This is a genomic window from Paenibacillus sp. FSL F4-0236, from assembly GCF_038000135.1.
GTDB lineage: Bacteria > Bacillota > Bacilli > Paenibacillales > Paenibacillaceae > Paenibacillus_AQ.
This window is the reverse complement of sequence record NZ_JBBOBK010000001.1, coordinates 4,609,583-4,623,713: the sequence shown is the minus strand read 5'-3', so window position 1 is coordinate 4,623,713 and position 14,131 is coordinate 4,609,583. Positions and strand designations below refer to the sequence as shown.

At 46.7% G+C, this 14,131-nt stretch carries 15 protein-coding genes; 9 read left to right on the top strand and 6 right to left on the bottom strand.

Annotated elements, in window-relative coordinates; all coding sequences use genetic code 11:
• Positions 1-47 precede the first annotated feature (47 nt).
• Positions 48-200, top strand: a complete 153-nt coding sequence (locus NSQ29_RS20710; RefSeq protein WP_156113065.1) for a hypothetical protein — start codon at positions 48-50, stop codon at positions 198-200.
• Positions 201-301: 101 nt separating this feature from the next.
• Here the strand turns inward: NSQ29_RS20710 and NSQ29_RS20705 are convergent, their stop codons facing one another.
• The 3 genes from NSQ29_RS20705 to NSQ29_RS20695 form a co-directional block, all read right to left on the bottom strand.
• The gene (locus tag NSQ29_RS20705; protein WP_042125149.1) at positions 302-769 is read right to left on the bottom strand and encodes an ASCH domain-containing protein; all 468 of its coding nucleotides are present in this window, start codon (positions 767-769) and stop codon (positions 302-304) included.
• 26 nt (positions 770-795) lie between these two features.
• On the bottom strand, positions 796-2,766 hold the full coding sequence (locus tag NSQ29_RS20700) for an ABC-F family ATP-binding cassette domain-containing protein (RefSeq protein WP_341125970.1): 1,971 nt from the start codon (positions 2,764-2,766) through the stop codon (positions 796-798).
• A gap of 121 nt (positions 2,767-2,887) precedes the next feature.
• Positions 2,888-3,055, bottom strand: a complete 168-nt coding sequence (locus NSQ29_RS20695; protein WP_156114741.1) for a hypothetical protein — start codon at positions 3,053-3,055, stop codon at positions 2,888-2,890.
• Between the two features lie 180 nt (positions 3,056-3,235).
• Between NSQ29_RS20695 and NSQ29_RS20690 the strand changes: the two genes are divergently transcribed.
• Positions 3,236-3,613, top strand: coding sequence for a PH domain-containing protein (locus NSQ29_RS20690; RefSeq protein ID WP_341125969.1), 378 nt, complete (start codon positions 3,236-3,238; stop codon positions 3,611-3,613).
• A 5-nt stretch (positions 3,614-3,618) separates the two neighbouring features.
• Here NSQ29_RS20690 and NSQ29_RS20685 read toward each other — a convergent pair whose 3' ends face one another.
• Both NSQ29_RS20685 and NSQ29_RS20680 read right to left on the bottom strand, forming a co-directional pair.
• Positions 3,619-4,158, bottom strand: a complete 540-nt coding sequence (locus NSQ29_RS20685) for a chromate transporter (RefSeq protein ID WP_341125968.1) — start codon at positions 4,156-4,158, stop codon at positions 3,619-3,621.
• The gene (locus tag NSQ29_RS20680) at positions 4,158-4,736 is read right to left on the bottom strand and encodes a chromate transporter (RefSeq protein WP_445667156.1); all 579 of its coding nucleotides are present in this window, start codon (positions 4,734-4,736) and stop codon (positions 4,158-4,160) included. Before NSQ29_RS20680 ends, NSQ29_RS20685 begins: the two co-directional genes overlap by 1 nt.
• A 207-nt stretch (positions 4,737-4,943) precedes the next feature.
• Here NSQ29_RS20680 and ggt point away from each other — a divergent pair, with 207 nt between their 5' ends.
• From ggt to NSQ29_RS20665, 3 genes are all read left to right on the top strand, one after another.
• Complete coding sequence (ggt, locus tag NSQ29_RS20675) at positions 4,944-6,521, top strand: gamma-glutamyltransferase (RefSeq protein WP_341125967.1); 1,578 nt, start codon at positions 4,944-4,946, stop codon at positions 6,519-6,521.
• A gap of 191 nt (positions 6,522-6,712) precedes the next feature.
• Entirely contained in the window at positions 6,713-8,071 is a 1,359-nt protein-coding gene (locus tag NSQ29_RS20670) for an amidase family protein (protein ID WP_445739170.1), read from the top strand.
• A gap of 160 nt (positions 8,072-8,231) precedes the next feature.
• Positions 8,232-8,798, top strand: a complete 567-nt coding sequence (locus NSQ29_RS20665) for a hypothetical protein (protein WP_341125966.1) — start codon at positions 8,232-8,234, stop codon at positions 8,796-8,798.
• On the opposite strand, the gene NSQ29_RS20660 is transcribed toward NSQ29_RS20665, so the two are convergent.
• Positions 8,763-9,146 carry a RidA family protein gene (locus tag NSQ29_RS20660; RefSeq protein WP_339269485.1) on the bottom strand — a complete coding sequence of 128 codons (384 nt, stop codon included), beginning with the start codon at positions 9,144-9,146 and terminating at the stop codon, positions 8,763-8,765. The genes NSQ29_RS20665 and NSQ29_RS20660 overlap by 36 nt on opposite strands.
• Before the next feature lie 239 nt (positions 9,147-9,385).
• On the opposite strand from NSQ29_RS20660, the gene NSQ29_RS20655 reads away from it, so the two are divergent.
• The 4 genes from NSQ29_RS20655 (at position 9,386) to NSQ29_RS20640 (ending at position 14,041) form a co-directional block, all read left to right on the top strand.
• Positions 9,386-10,960 carry a PucR family transcriptional regulator gene (locus NSQ29_RS20655; RefSeq protein ID WP_341125965.1) on the top strand — a complete coding sequence of 525 codons (1,575 nt, stop codon included), beginning with the start codon at positions 9,386-9,388 and terminating at the stop codon, positions 10,958-10,960.
• Between the two features lie 39 nt (positions 10,961-10,999).
• A complete protein-coding gene (locus tag NSQ29_RS20650) occupies positions 11,000-12,124 on the top strand; it encodes an XdhC family protein (RefSeq protein ID WP_341125964.1) in 1,125 nt (374 codons plus the stop codon).
• Complete coding sequence (locus NSQ29_RS20645) at positions 12,066-12,638, top strand: NTP transferase domain-containing protein (RefSeq protein ID WP_175617362.1); 573 nt, start codon at positions 12,066-12,068, stop codon at positions 12,636-12,638. The genes NSQ29_RS20650 and NSQ29_RS20645 overlap by 59 nt, the downstream gene beginning before the upstream one ends.
• Before the next feature lie 242 nt (positions 12,639-12,880).
• The gene (locus NSQ29_RS20640; RefSeq protein ID WP_341125963.1) at positions 12,881-14,041 is read left to right on the top strand and encodes a BMP family ABC transporter substrate-binding protein; all 1,161 of its coding nucleotides are present in this window, start codon (positions 12,881-12,883) and stop codon (positions 14,039-14,041) included.
• The last annotated feature ends 90 nt before the right edge of the window (positions 14,042-14,131 follow it).

The following is a 14,131-nucleotide window of genomic DNA, read 5'->3' as shown; positions in this document are numbered from 1 at the left end:
ACATTTTTTCCTCTACTGTGACGATAAGAATTTTAGGAGGGGATCGCATGGAACAAGAAGAGTTGAGCATTCCATTGAAACAGGAAAATGTGGTGCGCCCTGCAGAGGGCAATATTGCCACTGGGCTGGTTTGGGGTATCTTAATCAGCATTCCGTTATGGATCTCTGTGATTGGCTGGATTCTGGGGTTTTGGCGCTGAGCCGTATTTTAATAATTATCTAACTCTATTAGTTGTATAGTATACATCAAAGGCGGTCTCTTCGTAACTGAAGAGGCCGCCTTTTTAGTTTCCTGTGTTTCTCAAGATTTCGAATATACCAGTCTAAAGTTCTCGCAAACTACCTTCATCTTTGGATCAAAAGGCTTCTTCAAGAACGCTAAGGACTCTCTGCTGAAGAACTTCTCATGCTCATGGCGCCACGACTCTAACGTTCTGTCATCCTCGCCTTCGCTATAGGCAAAGTCAGCGCCTACCTCATCAAAAGGTGTAATTTGCACATCTGTCGTAACGATCACTGCTTGTGGATTACCACGGCCGTCCAGCAGGATACTATGTCGCCCAATTTCTGGTAAGGTCTCGTCACATACTGCATAAATTTCATAGTTCGAAGCGGTTCCTGTCTTAATCCTGCGGATCACCAGATCTAGCAGTTCATCGGCCATTTGAGGACTGTCGCCAAAGGCCCAAGCCTCGTAGTTATCCGCTGCTTGTGGATGAAGCTGGGTGTATTCTTCCCAAAAAAGCTTAATCTTCGTTTCGTTGCTCATATCCGTATCTCCTCATGTAATAATCGTTAGTGTCCCGCAGTTTCCATCCAGCCCGCATAGAGCTCATCTAGTTGCTCTTGCACTGCATCGCGTTCTTTCTGTAGCTCGGCGAGCTCTGCCGCATTGCTACTGATCAGTGGATCTAGCATTTTGGCATCGATTTCCCCAAGCTGATCCTCAACTTCGGCAATAGCCTTTTCCCAATCAAAGTGGATACTCTTCTTGCGGGAACTGGACGAGTTAGCCGTGGTGACATTAACATTCACGGAACGGTTAGATTGAGGCTTACCGGAGCGTGCAGTGGTTCCATCTGAAGAGAAAGGTTTAGGCTGATCAGGAATAGAGACTGGTGCTGCTAACGCCTGTTCAGCTTGCTTCTCCTTGTAATACTCATAGTTGCCGTTGAAAACTCCAAATCGTCCACTTTCAATGGACCAGAGCTTATGGAACAGACGATTAATGAAATAGCGATCATGTGAAACGGCCAGCACTGTACCTGGGAATTCTTCTAATGCTTCCTCTAGCGCTTCCCGGGAGTCAATGTCTAGATGGTTCGTTGGTTCATCCAGAATTAACAGGTTTGGTTTACGATGCATCAACACAGCGAAACGCAGGCGGGTCCATTCCCCTCCGGATAGATTCGTGATGTCTTTGAATACATCGGCACCGTAGAATAGGAAACGTGCGAGCTGCCCGCGCGCTTCACCTTCTTCTAGTCCGGCCTCTTCACGGAAGTAGCGGATTACGGATTGTTTGTTATTGTCAGGGACAGCCTCTTGCGCGAGATAGCCAACAACGGTTCTTGAACCAAGCGTGCAGCTTCCGGTGTCTGGCGTCTCCTGACCTAATATAATTCTTAAAAGTGTACTTTTCCCTGCCCCGTTACCACCGATAAGTGCCGTAGTCTCTCCGTAGCGAAGAACTTCGTTTGCGTCTGTAAACAGGCTTCGCTCTCCATATGCCTTACCGATATCCTCCAGTATGACGACTTGATTCCCGGAGCGATCATTTTGTTGTAGCTGCAAATCCATCGATTTGCGCTCAAGAATAGGACGTTTAACCTTTACCATACGATCCAGTGCTTTTTGCATGGAAGCTGCTCGCCGGTAAAAGGCAGGGTTTGGGGGAGTTCCCCGATTCCCAAATTCGATGAGGCGTTTGATACTCTCCTGCATTTGCTTTATCTTTTTCTGTTGTTCTTGATAATCAGCAAATTGTTGAAGTAGACGTGTTTCCTTCTCTATTTGATAGCCGCTGTAGTTGGTATGGAAGGTAAAAGCCTCGCCATCCTCAATCTCGATCACTTTTTTGACTACAGCGTCGAGGAAGTAACGATCATGGGAAATGGCTAACACTGTACCGTCATAGCTCTGTAAGTACTGCTCTAACCACTCGATGGCGTTCATGTCTAGATGATTGGTTGGCTCATCGAGTAGAAGTACATCAGGTCTACGCAGTAGCAGCTCTGCGAGTCCGACTTTAGTTTTCTCGCCGCCAGAAAGAGAGGAGAAGAGTCGGTTATATTGCCCAGTTCCGATTCCTAGACCAATGGCAACTCGCTGAATGGTGGATTCAATTTCGTAGCCTCCTGCGGTCTCGAATTTATCCTGAAGGCTACCATATTCTTTCAGCAGCCGATTCCATAGCGTTTCATCCGTTCCGGTATTGAAGGCGGACATTTCAAGCTCCAGCTCTCGCAGGCGTTGTTGCCATTGCAAAGGTTCAGCAAAGCTACGCTGTAGAACTTCATATACAGTTTCTTTTTCGTTAACCTCTTGAATTTGAGCCAGCATTCCTACTACACTACCTTTGCGAATTGAGATTTGCCCTTGATCGGGGTGCTCTTCGCCATTCAGTAAGTGGAAAAGTGTAGTTTTACCGCAGCCATTGCGGCCGATTAGACCGATTTTTTCTCCTTGGCGGATATCGAAGGTGATGCTATTTAGTACGAGCTGTGCACCGTGGTATTTTTGAACATTTTGGCATTGAATAATCATATATATTCTCCTTTAAGAATGCCCTTTGCACCGCCAGAACCCTTAATCGAAACTGGAATTCTGTAAAAAACCATAAAAAAAGACCGTAGGGAAATTTCCCCACGGCCTTATCATTCTCCGGTTAACTGATCCGTCCGGGTGATGGCAGGAAAGGCATTTCACAATTGTGTAGTGTTATTAAATTCATGGAAATGGACAGACTTCTCCCGTTATCGCCATTTACATGAGCAATGCCAGCTATCGCTTTAGGTAGCCGACTCATAACACTGTTGGTCCAATTGTGATCCATTCCTTCCACACCCCTTTCTTAACAAATTTAATGACAGTGTAAACAATAATCGGAAATTTAGCAAGTAAAAAGATGGAAGAGCGAAGTTTTACACTGCATAGAATATGAAATGTGGAATAATATGGTTCTATGTGGGAGGAGACAAGCCACTAAAAATAACAGATGAAAAGGGGAAGTTATATGGCGATTTTTGACGGATTGATGGGTAATGCATCACAAGTAAATCTAGCGGAGGTACAACGGGAATATGCACAAATCCTTGCCCCTCAAGAGAAAATTGAACGAGCCTACAAGCTGATTAGAGATATGTTTATTTTTACAGACAAACGATTGATTCTGGTGGATAAACAGGGACTGACGGGGAAAAAGACGGACTATCATTCCATCCCATACAAAAGCATCTCGCATTATTCCGTGGAGACGGCAGGGCACTTTGATCTGGATGCGGAGTTATGTATTTATATTTCTAGCAGCACTATGCCGCTCAAGAAGACCTTTAATAAATCCGTGAATATTTATGAGGTACAGGCGGTATTGTCACAATATATTTTAAAATAGTTTAGTTAGACCGTGTAGCGGAGTACCAGACCACCATAGGCAAAAGCGGCTATGATGACTAAGGCAGGATGCAGCTTAAGCCGCTTGATGGCCCAGAATGCGATTGCGGCAATGAACAGTGTTTGCCAGATTCCGATAGAGTTCGTAGGACCTTTGACCATTGTCCAAGTGAGCGCAGCCATCATAACTGCAATAACCGGTTGAACAAGCAATGTCATCCCTTTCACTACGGGGGATTGCTTGTATTTTTGCATGACCTCTAACAGGATAATAAGCGCTACTGCGGAGGGCAAGACGGTTGCTAACAAAGCTACGATGAGTCCTAACCAGCCGTAGACATCATAGCCGACGTAAGCTGCGACTTTGGTAGCAATCGGGCCAGGCAGTGCATTGCCAAGTGCAAGCATGTTAGAGAATTGTTCATCGGTCAGCCAGCCGTAATGGGGAACGATTTCTTGATACATCAATGGAATAGAGGAAGGACCACCGCCGTATCCAAGCAAATTCGCCATGAAAAATCCGTATATGAGCTCTAACCAGTCCATCAATTTGATCCTCCTTGTTGTTGCTTCGCGATGATCCGGTAATGAACGGCTCCGTAACCTAGAAAAAGTACGATTACGAGAGCTGGATGTATGTGAATTATTTGTAGCAGAAGTAAGGCGAGAAGGATGAAGACAGCGCTGAGATATTTTCCTAGCCCTTTATAGGTTTTTTGCGCAAACTCATATGCCATTATTCCTAACATGACAGCAATGACAGGAGATACCCCCGCGATCATTCCAGCTACTACTTTTGAGCTACTTAAATAATTTACAGCCGATAACAGTATGATCATAGCCAGGCAGCTAGGTAAAATATGTGCCAGAACTGACAGTATCGCCCCCCTAACTCCTCGAAGTTTATATCCAAGATAAGCCGCCATTTTGGTAGCAATAGGTCCCGGTAGCGCGTTGGCAATCGCCAATGTCTCCCCGAATTCATCATCGCTTAGCCAAGTGTAGCGAGTTACCGCATCATGCCGAATTAATGGAATCACGGAAGGCCCTCCGCCATAGCCGACAATCCCAGTTCTGAACATGGCGATAGCTAATTGTACATAGTCTTTATGGATGGATATCACGTGAGACCTCCCCTTGTTTTTAGAGCCCATTCTATACAAATCATATGTGTGAAGCTACGAGGTTGACTAGAAATTAGCTAATCTTTGTGCATGAATCACAAAAAGAGGATGGTTATTTTGAGGTTTGGCGTAACCGATTGACAAGGGATTTTTATGTAATGTTAAATGACATTAATTAAGTGAGAAGTTAATAGGGAGATGGGGAACATGGCGGAGAAACCTGTAATAGGCACAAAAACAATGGTCGTCAGCCCTCATTATTTAGCTTCGGCTGCGGGTGCGCGCATTTTGGGAAAAGGGGGTAATGCCTTTGATGCGGCGGTGGCGGTTAGTGCGACGCTCGCTGTAGTCTACCCGCATATGACGGGGCTTGGTGGGGACTCGTTCTGGTTGACTTATAGCACAGAAGAGGCGCGTGTCCGGGCGTATAACGGAAGTGGACGGTCGGGTTACGGAGTTCGCAGAAGTTGCTACGCCGGAGAGGGAGCTATTCCGAGGCGGGGGATCCGCAGTGCCATCACCGTGCCGGGGATGGTGGATAGCTGGGATGCCATGCTCAGCAAGTATGGCCGCTTAACGCTGGCAGAGGTGCTGGAGCCAGCCATCGGCTATGCTCAGAGTGGGTTTCCGCTGTCGCCAGACCAGCGGAATAATACGCTGTTTGCTGGAGCAACGTTGTCGGCGGAGGCATCCGCGATTTATATGCCGGGTGGAGTGGCTGTGTCTGCTGGATCGAGATTTCAGCAGACACAGCTGGCGGCAACCCTGAGGACGTTGGCTGCGGGTGGACGGGACGCTTTTTATAAGGGGAATATTGCTGAAGATATTTGTGATTATATGCTGGCAGCTGGGGGCTATCTCACACGGGATGATTTTGCGGATCATCAGGGGGATTGGGTCGAGCCGATTCATGCGGAATATCATGGGCATACGGTGTATCAAGTGCCGCCAAATTCTCAAGGGTTTACGGGGCTGATGAGTCTTAATATATTGGAGCATTTTAATTTCGGAGAAATCGAGCATGGCTCTTATGATTATTACCACCTGCTTGTTGAAGCGCTGAAGCTGAGTTTTCGTGATCGGGATAGAGTGCTTACAGATCCGGATTTTAGTGCTATTCCTTTGGTGCAGTTGCTGGATAAGAACTATGCAGGGCAACTAGCCTCTACGATCTCGATGCAAAAAGCGGCACAGCTGACAAGTCAGCCTATTGGTAGTGATACTGCATATGCTGCGGTGGTGGATAAGGAGGGAAATGCGGTTTCCTTTATTCAGAGTCTGTATTTTGAGTTTGGCTCAGGTGTGGTTGCTGGGAATACAGGAATTCTGCTTCAGAATCGGGGTTCGTTTTTCTCGCTTGATCCGAGCCATATCAATACGCTTGAACCGCATAAGCGCAGCTTCCACACACTGATGCCAGCCATGGCCTGCCGCGAGGGCAAACCTGTGATTCTATATGGTACGCAAGGTGGTGAAGGTCAGCCGCAAACTCAAACGTTGCTACTTACAAGGATGCTGCATTATGGGATGAATCCGCAAACTGCTGTAAGTGAACCACGTTTTGTATGGGGGAGAACGTGGGGGGAACCTACGCAGGAGCTGAAGGTAGAGGGACGGGTAGCGGATGAGGTGCTGGCAGATCTGGCGGGAGCTGGTCATATTGTCCGGAAAGTGGAACCATATGACGGGAGCGTGGGTCATGCTCACGCGATATCCATAGATGACAATGGATATCGTAGTGGGGGGACAGACCCGCGCTGCGATGGCGCTGCGATAGGTTGGTAGGGTGAGATGCTCTCTCCAAATCCCCCAATTTGCTCCTTCCGTTATTTGGTAGGAAGGATATCGTGAGAGGATTCTCGGAAAGGCAAATGGGAAAATCCTAGTTTAACGGAGCGATAGGTTCTTAATAGAAATGACGGATGACGGGTTGATTATGATCAGAGAAGGAATGGTGAGGGGAGGAGGAAGGAGAAATGATTCTGGATAATCGGTATGGCGCGTTCATAGATTCTGAGCTAACAGTCGGACGTTTAGGGAATGGGATATTGGACGGAATGACCTTTGCTGTAAAAGATGTGTATGCGATCGCAGGGCACAGCTCTTCTGCAGGTAATCCAGATTGGCTGCGGAGCCACAATCCCTCTACAGAACATGCAGCAGTAGTACGCCAGCTGCTCCAGTCGGGAGCGACGCTTCGAGGAGCGACTCATACGGATGAGTTAATGTACAGTCTGGGCGGTGAGAACCATCATTATGGAACGCCCATAAATCCACGTGCTGCAGGCTGTATCCCAGGTGGTTCTTCTAGTGGATCGGCAGTAGCGGTAGCTTCAGGTAGTGTTGATTTTGCGCTCGGAACAGATACAGGTGGTTCTATTCGAGTCCCTTCCGCCTATTGCGGAGTATATGGCTTTCGCCCGACGCATGGTGCTGTGAATATGGAAGGTGTGATCCCGTTATCACCGCAATTTGATACAGTAGGCTGGATGGCTGATCGTATGGATGTGCTCCAGAAAGTGGGGGAGGTTTTACTTGGAAATGGGCGCATGGATGAAAAAGTAACGATGAGCATAGATGGAAATTTAGAATTGAATATAGAGAACGGTGGGGGAAAAAATGAAGAGGAAGAATTGGAGAATAATATACAAAAAAACATAGAGGATCAGATACCGAAGAGCAAAGAAAATCATGTGGAATATAATTCTAGAAAGGATAAAGAGGATGATTCACAAAAGAAAATGGGGACTTTATTTGTCGCTACGGACTGTTGGGATTTGGTTGCCCAAAAGGATGTAAGTATTCTAGTGGACGGATTGAATCGTTTGCGGACTGGTGCTGATCATTTCCTCAAAACTGAAATAGCTCGAGAAGGTTTAAAAGTCTGGATGGATGTCTTTCGAGAGCTACAAGGCAATGAGATCTGGACAACCCATAGCGCCTGGATTGAGAAGGTGAAACCAGTTTTTGGGCCTGATATTGCGGCCCGGTTCTCTTGGGCTGCCAGCTTAGCGGGCAAGGACCACAGTATCGCTCAGAATAAGCGAAAGGAGATTTCTACCCAGTTGCGCAAGCTGCTGGGAGAAGATAATTGTCTTGTGATTCCGACAGTACCTGGTCCTGCACCGCTGCGTGGTGGGGATTTACGTCAATTGGAGGAGAATCGTAGTGGGGCGATGATGTTGAGCTGTATAGCTGGACTGGCAGGCCTGCCTCAAGTAACGTTACCTATGCTCTCTACAAATGGACTGCCGCTGGGATTGTCGGTTATCGCCGGACATGGTCAGGATCTTCGGTTACTCTCATGGGTGAAGGAGGTTTGGCGGAGGTCTTGAGATGACGGGACTTGATGGGTTTTGAGATGATAGGTGAAATTGGTTTTAAAAAAATGATCTCAATGTGATGAAGTAGGTTCAATAATGGTGTGTTAGAGTAAAAGATAAATTCAGCGCTCAAAAGTTGGCTTAAGACCAGTGTTTCAGTAAACACCTCCACGTGAAGAAGAAGAGCGGTATAAATCCCGTAGAATTCGAGAAATTGGCCCGTATAGCTGAAAATAACGGTATAAATCCCGTAGAATGTGCGAAATTGGCTCATATAGCTGAAAATAACGGTATAAATCCCGTAGAATGCGCGAAATTGGCTCATATAGCTGAAAATAACGGTATAAATCCCGTAGAATTCGCGAAATTAGCCCGTATAGCTGAAAATAACGGTATAAATCCCGTAGAATGCGTGAAATTGGCTCATATTGCGGGGAAGAAGGGCGAAAATGCCCCGGAATCCAGTAATTCCGGCGATATAGCCGGAAAGAGGGGTATAAATACCCTAGAATCCAGTAATTCCGGCCATATTTTAGGGAAGAGGGGTATAAATCCCCCAGAATCCAAGAATTCTGGCGATATTACCGGAAGAAGGGGGATAAATGCCCCACACCACAAAGGTCAGCCACGACACGCTCGCGTTTCATCTGAACACGCAAACAAAGCACCTTCCGTGAAGAAGGTGCCATGCCCCGTCCGAGCTCTATTCTACGAATGCTTCGACTTCTATTTCTACTAACAATAGTGGATCAATAAGTGCTTTTACCTCTACCATGGTTGCTACAGGCTGAATATCTTTGAAAAATTCGCCGTGTGCTTTGCCGACTTCTTCCCAGCGTGAGATGTCTGTCACGAACATTCTTGTTCTAATTACATGCGACAAATCAGCATCTAGCTGGTTTAGCGCTTTTTCGATGGTATGTAGAATGAATTTCGTCTGCGCGTATGGATCTCCTATACCGACTATTTCCCCGTCTTGCATGGCTGTTGTTCCTGCGACTTCGATACGGTTGCCGATTCGAATGGCACGAGAATATCCAACCACCGACTCCCAGGGTGAACCCGTAAACACTTGCTTTTTACTCAAAAGATCCCCTCCAAATCCATCCTAATATTGTCCGATCTAATTATACTACTCACACAAGTGATGTGAACTAAAGATTAATGGTTCATCAGTTATGTTCATTTAGTGTTATATTAACTAACATAATAATCGTTAAATTTTATTTTGGCTCTATCCAAAGAGGTTCATTTTAATTATAATGTTACATAAAATAACATTATGAATCAAAAATGGTTCAATTGATCCTAAAAAGGAGGGATGGCATGCATCTTACGGTTGAAGAAGCGTTGTCCATTTATCCTTTGTCCGAGGCGAAGCTTATCGCGGGGTCCAAGGGGAAACATCGAATTGTGAAATCGATCAATGTGATGGACGCACCTGATATTTCGGATTGGATCAAAGAAGGCGAGATGCTGCTAACGACAGCCTATTTAATCAAGGACAATCTGGAGGATGCCTCTGCTTTGCTGCAGACGCTGAATCGAAGGGGCTCATCGGCCTTGGGTGTTAAGCTGGGACGATTTTGGGATGAAGTACCGGAGCAGCTGATCGCAGAAGCTGAGAGCCTTAACTTCCCCTTAATCCAGTTGCCGTTCCAGTTCACTTTTTCGGATCAGATGAATGGCCTGTTTCGCGCTGAGCTTAGCCGGAGCACTCACGTTCTGCAGAGTATAATGGAGAAGCAGAAAAAGCTGATGCAATTTGCCCTGCGATCTGTCCGCAGCCGTCCATTGTTTGACTCGGTGTCTGATGTGATTGGCCATTCACTTGTAGTGGTTAGCGCACGCGGGGATGTAATCTATAACAATTCTGAATACCAGACCTCACAGTTGCTGGAGGGATGGCCCTGGCAGAAACGGAATCAACGTTTTCGTGTAGAGGATCGTGCAGGTTATCGCACACCACTAATACAAGGAGAAAAGTGCTCGGGATATTTATTGTATTGTTCCATCGACCCTTTATTGCTCCCGGTGGAAGAGAGCTTGTTCGTTCAGGGTGCTGAACTTATTTCATATCATATTCACTCAGGATACGAGGATTATTTTGAACAGGCAGAACATAGGGAGTTCAGTGGATTGTTGAGACGTTGTCTAAATGGTAACTTATCTTACGCCGATTTAGCACAGGCTACGCTCGAATTGGAAATTGAACTGTTTCAGTTGCCATTTCAACTAGTATTAACTGATATTGTTGCGACTGTTGAAGAACGCCAAAGTGAGCTGCTTAGATTAAAAGAAGAATACACTGAACACCCCGTACTGCGGGATTTAAAGGCCATTCATGTGATTGTAGACCAAGGATTATTGTCCATCTATCCGGCAGCTCTTCAGAGTCCTGAGCAATTTCGGGATGTAATCCAGGCTTGTTTTGACAACCTGAAGTTTGACAAGGGGTATTATCCACGAGCTGCGATAAGTAGTTGTAAATTGAAGCCGGATGGGCTGAAGGAGGCTTTTGCGGAGGTGAAGGAATGTATGGGGATGCTTCAGTTTGAGGGAGTGCATGGGAATGTTGTGCATTATCGGCAGCTTGAGCTTTCCTTGCTTCTTGGGCAAATCCCGACAGAGGTCATGGAGAAATATTGCAACGGAACGCTTAGAGGACTGCTTAGTCGTGAGCCGGAGTATGTACGAGAAATGCTGCGGACGCTGGAGGTTTATCTAGAGAACGATGGGCATGTCAATGAGACAGCCAAAAAGTTGTTTATTCATCGGAACACGGCTACCTACCGGATCGAGAAGCTTAGTGAGCTCTTGGATGTCGATTTTAAAAAAATAAATGATCTAATGAGGCTGAAGTTAGTGTTCATGTTTCGGAGAATGCTTGGGCGGGACTAAGGTCTGGATTGAAATGCAAACACGGAGGAGGGGAACCTCGTGAATACACATGAGATCGCAATGCATATTCAAACCCATCAGGCGCCTGCGGTGCTGGCAACGCTAATAGAGGTGGAGGGACACTCGTATCGTAAAGCCGGAGCGGTGATGTTGTTTTTTGAAGGAGGTACGATTGGGAGCCTGAGTCCAGGTTGTCTGGAAAACGATCTGCAGCTGCGAACTTCTGAGATCTGGGAACGAGGGCTGCCCGAAATTGTGGAATACAACATGCTGTCTCCGGATGATCTGTCCTGGGGTGAGGTTGTCGGCTGTGGAGGCAAAATCAAAGTAGTGCTTGAACCCGTGCAGGGTCAGCTCTACAAGCTTTTAGTGCAGGCGAGTGACAGATTGGCTAGGGGAGAGAAGCTAATTCTGTTCCGCGAAGCAGTGGAGAACGATTTTGCCTATAAGCTGGAGCTGGATCCAGACAATGAACTGCCGCAGAGCAAGAAACATCCGAAATTATCCCACTCGGCAAAAGAAAACCTAGCGGCAGGTCGCTTTATGGCCGCTCCAGCAGAATTGACAGCATTCCATACGTCTTTCGTGCCAAGACCGCGGCTTGTGATTTTTGGCGGGGGACGTGATGTGGTTCCAATTGCGGAACTTGCTGACAGAGTTGGCTTTCGGGTTGCGGTTGCGGATTGGCGCGAAGGAAGCTTGCACAATAAGTTTCCTCGAGCTGAACAAGTAATTTGTTCCCCCATGGAGGTTGTTCAGCGATTGGGCGTAGCTCGAGAGGATTATGTATTGATTTGCAGTCATCAACTTGGGCGGGATAGACAGTTCCTGGAGAGTGTGATTCCGCTTGCTCCTCTATATATAGGGATTATTGGTTCGAAGGCGCGGATAGCTCTTTTACTGGAAGGGCTTGAGGCCCCTGCATCTTTGCATGCGCCTGTTGGGTTGCCCATTGGTGGAGAAGGTCCGGAGGAGATTGCGGTCAGTATTATAGCGGAAATTATTCAAATTAGAAGGGTAGGCTCACGAGAACTGCCCAAAGGAGTGGATAGTATTGAAGGTAGCAGGAATATATTTGGCAGCGGGGCAGAGCAGGCGGATGGGCGTGTCCAAGGTTTCACTGAAATTATCGCAGGAGGTCTCGCTCGGGAGCGTCGCGCTTAGCGAATTGGATCGCTGCAATCTTGAACCGCTTATCGTAGTGGTGCGTGCGGATGACAACTTGGAATGGCTGCCACCCGCGATTGAACCGCAAGGATCTAGACGTACCGAAACTTGCTTAACCGCACATCTAGGATTGTCTTTTTCCCTGCGCTGCGGCCTTAATGCGGTATTACCTTTACAGCCCGATGCAGTAGTTGTGGCGCTTGCGGATCAGCCATTTATTACTACAGCATTAGTGAACCGTCTAATACAAACGTTTGAACAATCTCCGGAGATGGATTATGTCGCTAGCGTCAGCAATGGGTCGGCTATGCCCCCGGCTTTGTTCTCGAAGACGTTGTTTCCAGCACTACAGGGATTAGATGGAGATCGAGGAGCGGCGGGGATATTGCGTTCACCTGATTATAAGGGGATTGTTCTGGAATCTGAGTCTGCCCATTATTTCATGGACGCAGATACAAAAGAAGATTTTGGTGAGATTCAGGAGCAATGGATTCTGAGAAATGGAAAGTGAAGTAAAAAGTAGTCTAAAAAGTAATCTGAAATAGTGTTCCTTTTCCACTTCTGGTCATATAATATGACACGAAACTCACCTTTCAAAAACCAATTAGTGCATTACACACAAAAAAAGTTCTGATTCTTATATTCATATACAAACGTATGTTATATAAATTTACGCCAAGGCCACCTCTAAGTATAGTAGAAGTACATTAATGGTTGCAGCCATGATGAGAGATGATTTGGAGGAGGAGAATTATGAAAAAAAGGGGTCAGTTCATAACATCTTGTCTTGCATTAATGGTTCTAATGACGGTGGCTTTGGTGGGGTGTGGCAGCAATAATAATACTTCTACAAATGCAACGGAGGCACCAGTGACAACTACAGCGGCAACAGAGGCAACTGCAACAACAGAACCGGCTGCAAAGAAACCGACGGTTGCTTTTGTTTATATCGGACCTCCAGGAGATGGCGGCTACACGTACCAACATGACCAAGGACGGCTGTATATGGAGAAGGAGCTGGGGATTAAAGCTGACTTTGTAGAAAATGTCCCTGAAAGTGCTGACGCCGAAAGAATCATCACAGAGCTTGCGCAATCACACGACATCGTGTTTACAACGAGCTTCGGATATATGGATTTTACATTAAATGTAGCGGGCAAATTTCCCAACGTGAAGTTCCTGCATGCTTCGGGTTACAAAACCGCAGAGAACATGGGGACCTACTTCGGGAAGAATTATCAAGCCAGCTATTTGAGCGGGATTGCAGCAGGGAAAATGACCAAAAACAATCAGCTGGGTTATGTCGGCGCTTTTCCGATCAGTGAAGTGATTTATAACTTGAATGCTTATACCCTTGGAGCACAAAGTGTCAATCCTGATGTAAAGGTGAACGTCGTATGGACGAATACATGGTATGACCCGACGACCGAACGTCAAGCGGCAATCAGCTTGCTGGATAAGGGTGCAGATGTGCTTTTGGCCTATCAGGATTCACCTGCAACACTGCAGGCTGCTGCTGAACGAGGGGCTTTTGCCGGGGGAAATGACTCGGATATGAGCAAATACGCTCCGGACAATTATTTGACGAACCCGGTATGGAATTGGGGGCCGTATTACGTAAAAGCTGTGCAGGCAGTTAAAGATGGAACCTGGAAGAGCGAGCAATATTCTGGTGATATGGCTGACGGTATGGTGGAGCTGGCTCCTTTCGGGAACAAGATCCCAGATGATGTGAAAAAGCTTGTCGAAGACGCCAAAGCCAAAATTATCAGTGGTGAGCTTGAGGTTTTCACAGGTCCGATCTCAGATAATCAAGGGAATGTAAAGGTTCAGGAGGGTCAGAAGCTGACCTTGGAGGAAGTGTTGGGCATGAACTGGCTCGTAAAAGGTGTGGAAGGAACTATCCCGCAATAATGTTTAAAAATAGGGAATAAGATGTGCACAATCTATGGGTGGGGCGGGTTCCGTTAAGCGGAAACTTCCCCACCCGTACTACAACTTGAA

Excerpts from the sequence above, each read along its gene's own strand:
- NSQ29_RS20710 (WP_156113065.1), top strand. The coding sequence starts at position 48 with ATGGAACAAGAAGAGTTGAGCATTCCATTGAAACAGGAAAATGTGGTG.
- NSQ29_RS20705 (WP_042125149.1), bottom strand. The coding sequence starts at position 769 with ATGAGCAACGAAACGAAGATTAAGCTTTTTTGGGAAGAATACACCCAG.
- NSQ29_RS20700 (WP_341125970.1), bottom strand. The coding sequence starts at position 2,766 with ATGATTATTCAATGCCAAAATGTTCAAAAATACCACGGTGCACAGCTC.
- NSQ29_RS20695 (WP_156114741.1), bottom strand. The coding sequence starts at position 3,055 with ATGGATCACAATTGGACCAACAGTGTTATGAGTCGGCTACCTAAAGCG.
- NSQ29_RS20690 (WP_341125969.1), top strand. The coding sequence starts at position 3,236 with ATGGCGATTTTTGACGGATTGATGGGTAATGCATCACAAGTAAATCTA.
- NSQ29_RS20685 (WP_341125968.1), bottom strand. The coding sequence starts at position 4,158 with ATGGACTGGTTAGAGCTCATATACGGATTTTTCATGGCGAATTTGCTT.
- ggt (WP_341125967.1), top strand. The coding sequence starts at position 4,944 with ATGGCGGAGAAACCTGTAATAGGCACAAAAACAATGGTCGTCAGCCCT.
- NSQ29_RS20670 (WP_445739170.1), top strand. The coding sequence starts at position 6,713 with ATGATTCTGGATAATCGGTATGGCGCGTTCATAGATTCTGAGCTAACA.
- NSQ29_RS20655 (WP_341125965.1), top strand. The coding sequence starts at position 9,386 with ATGCATCTTACGGTTGAAGAAGCGTTGTCCATTTATCCTTTGTCCGAG.
- NSQ29_RS20640 (WP_341125963.1), top strand. The coding sequence starts at position 12,881 with ATGAAAAAAAGGGGTCAGTTCATAACATCTTGTCTTGCATTAATGGTT.